This is a genomic window from Facklamia sp. P12937 (assembly GCF_050409505.1).
In the GTDB taxonomy this organism is placed as follows: Bacteria; Bacillota; Bacilli; order Lactobacillales; family Aerococcaceae; genus Facklamia.
In genome coordinates, this window is the sequence record NZ_JBNUPI010000038.1 from 1 (window position 1) to 4,098 (window position 4,098).

Annotated in this window: 5 protein-coding genes; all 5 read left to right on the forward strand. The window is 32.7% G+C overall.

The genetic code is table 11. The annotated features are described in order from the left end of the window. Nucleotides 1-319 precede the first annotated feature (319 nt). The 5 genes from ACQV2R_RS08495 to ACQV2R_RS08515 all read left to right on the forward strand — a co-directional run bounded on the left by ACQV2R_RS08495 (nucleotide 320) and on the right by ACQV2R_RS08515 (nucleotide 3,997). A complete protein-coding gene (locus ACQV2R_RS08495) occupies nucleotides 320-730 on the forward strand; it encodes a hypothetical protein (protein ID WP_428892100.1) in 411 nt (136 codons plus the stop codon). A 306-nt stretch (nucleotides 731-1,036) separates the two neighbouring features. After that, nucleotides 1,037-1,393, forward strand: a complete 357-nt coding sequence (locus tag ACQV2R_RS08500; RefSeq protein WP_428892101.1) for an HNH endonuclease — start codon at nucleotides 1,037-1,039, stop codon at nucleotides 1,391-1,393. 192 nt (nucleotides 1,394-1,585) lie between these two features. Then, complete coding sequence (locus ACQV2R_RS08505; protein WP_428892102.1) at nucleotides 1,586-1,912, forward strand: P27 family phage terminase small subunit; 327 nt, start codon at nucleotides 1,586-1,588, stop codon at nucleotides 1,910-1,912. After that, nucleotides 1,909-3,558: a terminase TerL endonuclease subunit gene (locus tag ACQV2R_RS08510; protein WP_428892103.1), complete on the forward strand. Its 1,650-nt coding sequence runs from the start codon at nucleotides 1,909-1,911 to the stop codon at nucleotides 3,556-3,558. The genes ACQV2R_RS08505 and ACQV2R_RS08510 overlap by 4 nt, the downstream gene beginning before the upstream one ends. Continuing rightward, nucleotides 3,545-3,997 (forward strand): hypothetical protein, encoded by a 453-nt coding sequence (locus ACQV2R_RS08515; protein ID WP_428892104.1) that lies wholly within the window; start codon nucleotides 3,545-3,547, stop codon nucleotides 3,995-3,997. Before ACQV2R_RS08510 ends, ACQV2R_RS08515 begins: the two co-directional genes overlap by 14 nt. The last annotated feature ends 101 nt before the right edge of the window (nucleotides 3,998-4,098 follow it).

Sequence of the window (4,098 nt, forward strand, 5' to 3'; positions counted from 1 at the left end):
TGTTTAAACAACGTTTATAGTGGTTTTTCGGTTTGAGACTTATGATACAGCCCCAAAATAGCATATTTTAGTCATATCTTAGACATCTATAAAGGTTAATGTATCAACAATTACAATGTTTTGTCTAAGATGTCTAAGATGTTTTTCACTTCTTTAATAATTAAAAAAGAAAAAATATTTTTAGTATTAATAATAATATAAAGAAAATAGTACTTTATCTTAGACAAACACACTGCTATAGTGTCTTAAACATTATCATGTCAGCGTTCTTAAGTGTCTAAGATAGAAGAATAATCTTAGACAAACGAGGTGATAAAATTTGTTCGAATGGCTCGAAAGCTTTAAAGAAATTAAAAATAAGATAGAGTTCTATCAATTTCAATTAGAAGAATCAAAAGCTGAATTGAAGCGATGGGTTGATGGAGATCTACAAAAGATAAAGTTAGAACCTGATTCTTTATCTAGTAACTTAGAAGAAAACATTAAACGTTATGAGAAAGAGTTAAAATTATTAAAAGACCGCCGGGATAAATTAACGAATTTAATTAAGGGCTTTGAAGATTTAGACTCTCAAATTTTAGTCATGAAATATATTGAGAAGAAATCATTGTTTGAAATCTCTGAAGACCTTGGATATTCCTATCAACATATCCGTGAGAAACATTCCCGACTAGTTCAGGCTATTAAATTAGCAGATAAGATTTCGATGGATGATTTGAGCGAGATATAAAATGTATGATGAATATACCTACACTAAACCTACACTACATCTTGCTATTCTATAGTATGATGGTAGTGAGCAAATTGTGATTGATTTGCTGACTCGTGCGACGACATTACCTCCTTTCGTTTCCACCCCATAAATTTGGGGTGGTTTTAATTTATTAAATTTATTTTAGCGAATTTATTTTTTAGAATTTTATTCCAAGAATTTATTCGCTAATTTATTTTGATTTAAAAAATAGGAGTTAAATAATTAGTCGATTTGTTTTTAAGATTTGTTTTTTTGATTTAAGAATGGAGGGATAGTGATCAGGTGGAGTTATCAAAGGATTTATTAAAAGAACTTCAAAGGTTAGCAAGACCTGATCTTCCTACTCAAGAGATAGACAAGAATCAATTCTATTGGTCGAGTGCTTGGCGTAAGTTATCTCAATCTATTAAACAAAGAGACAACAATGAATGCCAAGTCTGTAAGTCACAAGGGAAGGTAACTCTTGGAAGTAACAAGAAGAATGGCAAGACTCTGATCGTTCATCATATCAAACCTCTTGAGTTCTATCCTTCATTGAGACTTAATGAAGATAACTTGTTAACTGTGTGTATCGATTGTCACAACGCAATACACTTTGCATCAACTGAAAGCATTGAATGGGATGATGAATGGTGGTAAATGTCAATTTGTTTTAAGTTTATGATCTTCAAAGAGGGGCGGTTTTATATTCCGTGAAACATTCCCCCTCAAAAAGTTTCACAAAATTTAAATCCTCTTATCAGCGGGCGGGTACTCTTCTCCGACAAAAAATCGATTTATTTTAAATTTTTCCGTATACGGGGGGGTTATAAAGTTCTTGGAGGTGAAAAAATGGTTGTTTCTGTTTCTAAATTAAAGAAGAGTTTAATGTCAAGAATTGATGAAGATGATCTTTTTGAGGTTGAAAAAATTGATCGTTATTGTAGCTTGATTGCTTTATCTAGAAAGCTTGAGAAAGAAATTAGGAAAGAGGGAATAACAAAAACGACCGTTAACGCTTCTCAAGAATTTACCAAAGCTCATCCAGCGCTTTCTGAATTAAAAAGTATAAACTCTCAAATAAATGCCACTGGTAAATCTATCAAATTCAAAAAAGTATTAAATGAAAAACCTAAAATAGTATACGATAAGAAGCCAAAGAAGGTTAGCTTGTTGTGATAAGCCATCCTTATATTGATTATTATATAAACCAGTGGCGAAATGGAAAAATTAAACTAAATCAAGAGAGAATCGACCTAATCAATTATCTTGAAAGAGCTGTTCTTTCAAGAAACGACATTTGGTTTAATGAGTCTCAAATTGATGAATTTGTAAGGTTTGCTGAAAAATGGTTTTTTAAACTCGAACCCTTTCAAAAGTTCTTAATCAGTTTTGTGTTCCTTTACTTTAAGGATGGAACGTTAGTATTTGACATCTATTTTTGGACCATGGCACGTGGTGCAGGTAAGAACGGGCTAATCGCAGTTCTTTTGGCTTATTTTACTAGCTCTTTGCATGGTGTCAATGAATATCATGCAGCGGTTGTTGCGAACTCAGAAACTCAAGCTAAGAAATCATTTATTGAAATTCATAATATGCTAAAAAGAAATCCAGAACTCACTGATAGACAAACGGGTGAATTTAAAAATGGATTAGCACAAATCTTAAACACAGAAACATACAGTACGATTGAATATCTAACAAGTAATCCAGATACCAAAGACTCGTTTGGTCATGGTGCGGTTATATTTGATGAAATTCATCGTTATAGTACTTATGAAATAATAGAGGTTTTAACAGACGGTCTTGGTAAAGTCCAACCACCTCGGACATTCTATATCTCTACAAACGGTTTTGTTAGAGATGGTGTTTACGATAAAGAGTTAGCGAAAGCTAGAGAAATATTAACTCATGAAACCCTACAAAGTAATATGTTCCCATGGATATGTACTTTAGATGAAAAAGAAGAAGTAGAAGATCCTGCTAATTGGGAAAAAGCGAACCCAATGTTCCACGAACCCATGAGCGATTATGCTCGTGGGCTTTTTCGAACTGTCCAGACGCAGTGGGGAGAAGTCCAACGTGGAGAAAGAAATAAACCGAAATGGCTCACTAAGCGGATGAACATCTCTGATGTAGAGATGGAGAGTTCAATTGCGACGCGTGAAGAAATAAAAGCCACCAATAGAGAGTTTCCTGATTTAAGCAAATGTACAGCAGTTTCTGGTCTTGACTTTGCGTCATTAAAAGATTTCGCTGCCGTTGGGTTATTGTTTGCAGATGGTGATAAGTATTACTGGATCAGTCATTCGTTTATTAGAAAAGGATTTTTAGATAATTATCATCTCAAAATTAGCAGTGAAATTCCTAAATGGGAGAAAGAAGGCTTGTTAACGGTAGTAGATGAACCAGTAATTAGTATTAGACATGTGGTTGATTGGTTAGTAATGATGCGAGAAACTTATGACTTCAATTTAGTTGTTGGTGATGCCTACCGTATGGATCATGTAAGGCAGGGTTTAGAAGAAGCAGGATTTGAAGTTGAATTTATTCGTCATACTAAATCAGTAGAAGCTCTAATCGCTCCTAAAATCGAAGTAATTTTTGCACAAAAAAGACTTATTTGGGGTATGAATCCACTCATGAATTGGTATACTAATAATGTATTTGTTAAACGTGACGCGTTTGGCAATATGCAGTACCAAAAGAAAGATGAGAACCGTCGTAAAATTGATGGTTTCATGGCAATGTTCCATGCTTTCTTCAAAATTGATGAAACGGTGGAGAATGAACCAGAGGAGTTTGTGTTAAATGATTTTTGGTAATAAATGCAGGAAAAATAAAAAAGAAGATAATAATTATATTAATAGAGAAGATTTATTAGATGTAAAAAATATCAATGACATTACGGAGATATTCAAAAATTTTAAATGTAATTTAAATTATTATATTGAAGCTTATGAAAGTCTTGAAGATCACAATAAGAAAAAAGTTTATTCAATGTTTAAATCATACTATAGTGTCGAAGCTGAAAAAAGCACATTTTTTATGGATGTTATAAAAGTTCTACTTCCACTTGCAACTTATGTTTTAGGTCAAAGTAACTCATCCCAAACCAAGGAAGTTCCATGGTTGGGAATTCTTTTAGGACTTATTATATTATTTGGTGGTAGGTATATAGATCAATATCGAAAGAGAATGGACAAAGAGGCCTTTGTTATGAGGAGCTTTTTTGAATATATGTCTTTAAAAAATGAAAAATAATACATGAAGACCTTTCGAGGTCTTTCAGACTGTAGACAAAGTCCTTTAAATCACCAACCTATGGTGATTTAGAGGGCTTTTTGATATATAATAAAAAGAAA

Bases quoted from the DNA above. Each gene is read 5' to 3' on its own strand.
- ACQV2R_RS08505 (WP_428892102.1), top strand. From the start codon at position 1,586: ATGGTTGTTTCTGTTTCTAAATTAAAGAAGAGTTTAATGTCAAGAATT.
- ACQV2R_RS08515 (WP_428892104.1), top strand. From the start codon at position 3,545: ATGATTTTTGGTAATAAATGCAGGAAAAATAAAAAAGAAGATAATAAT.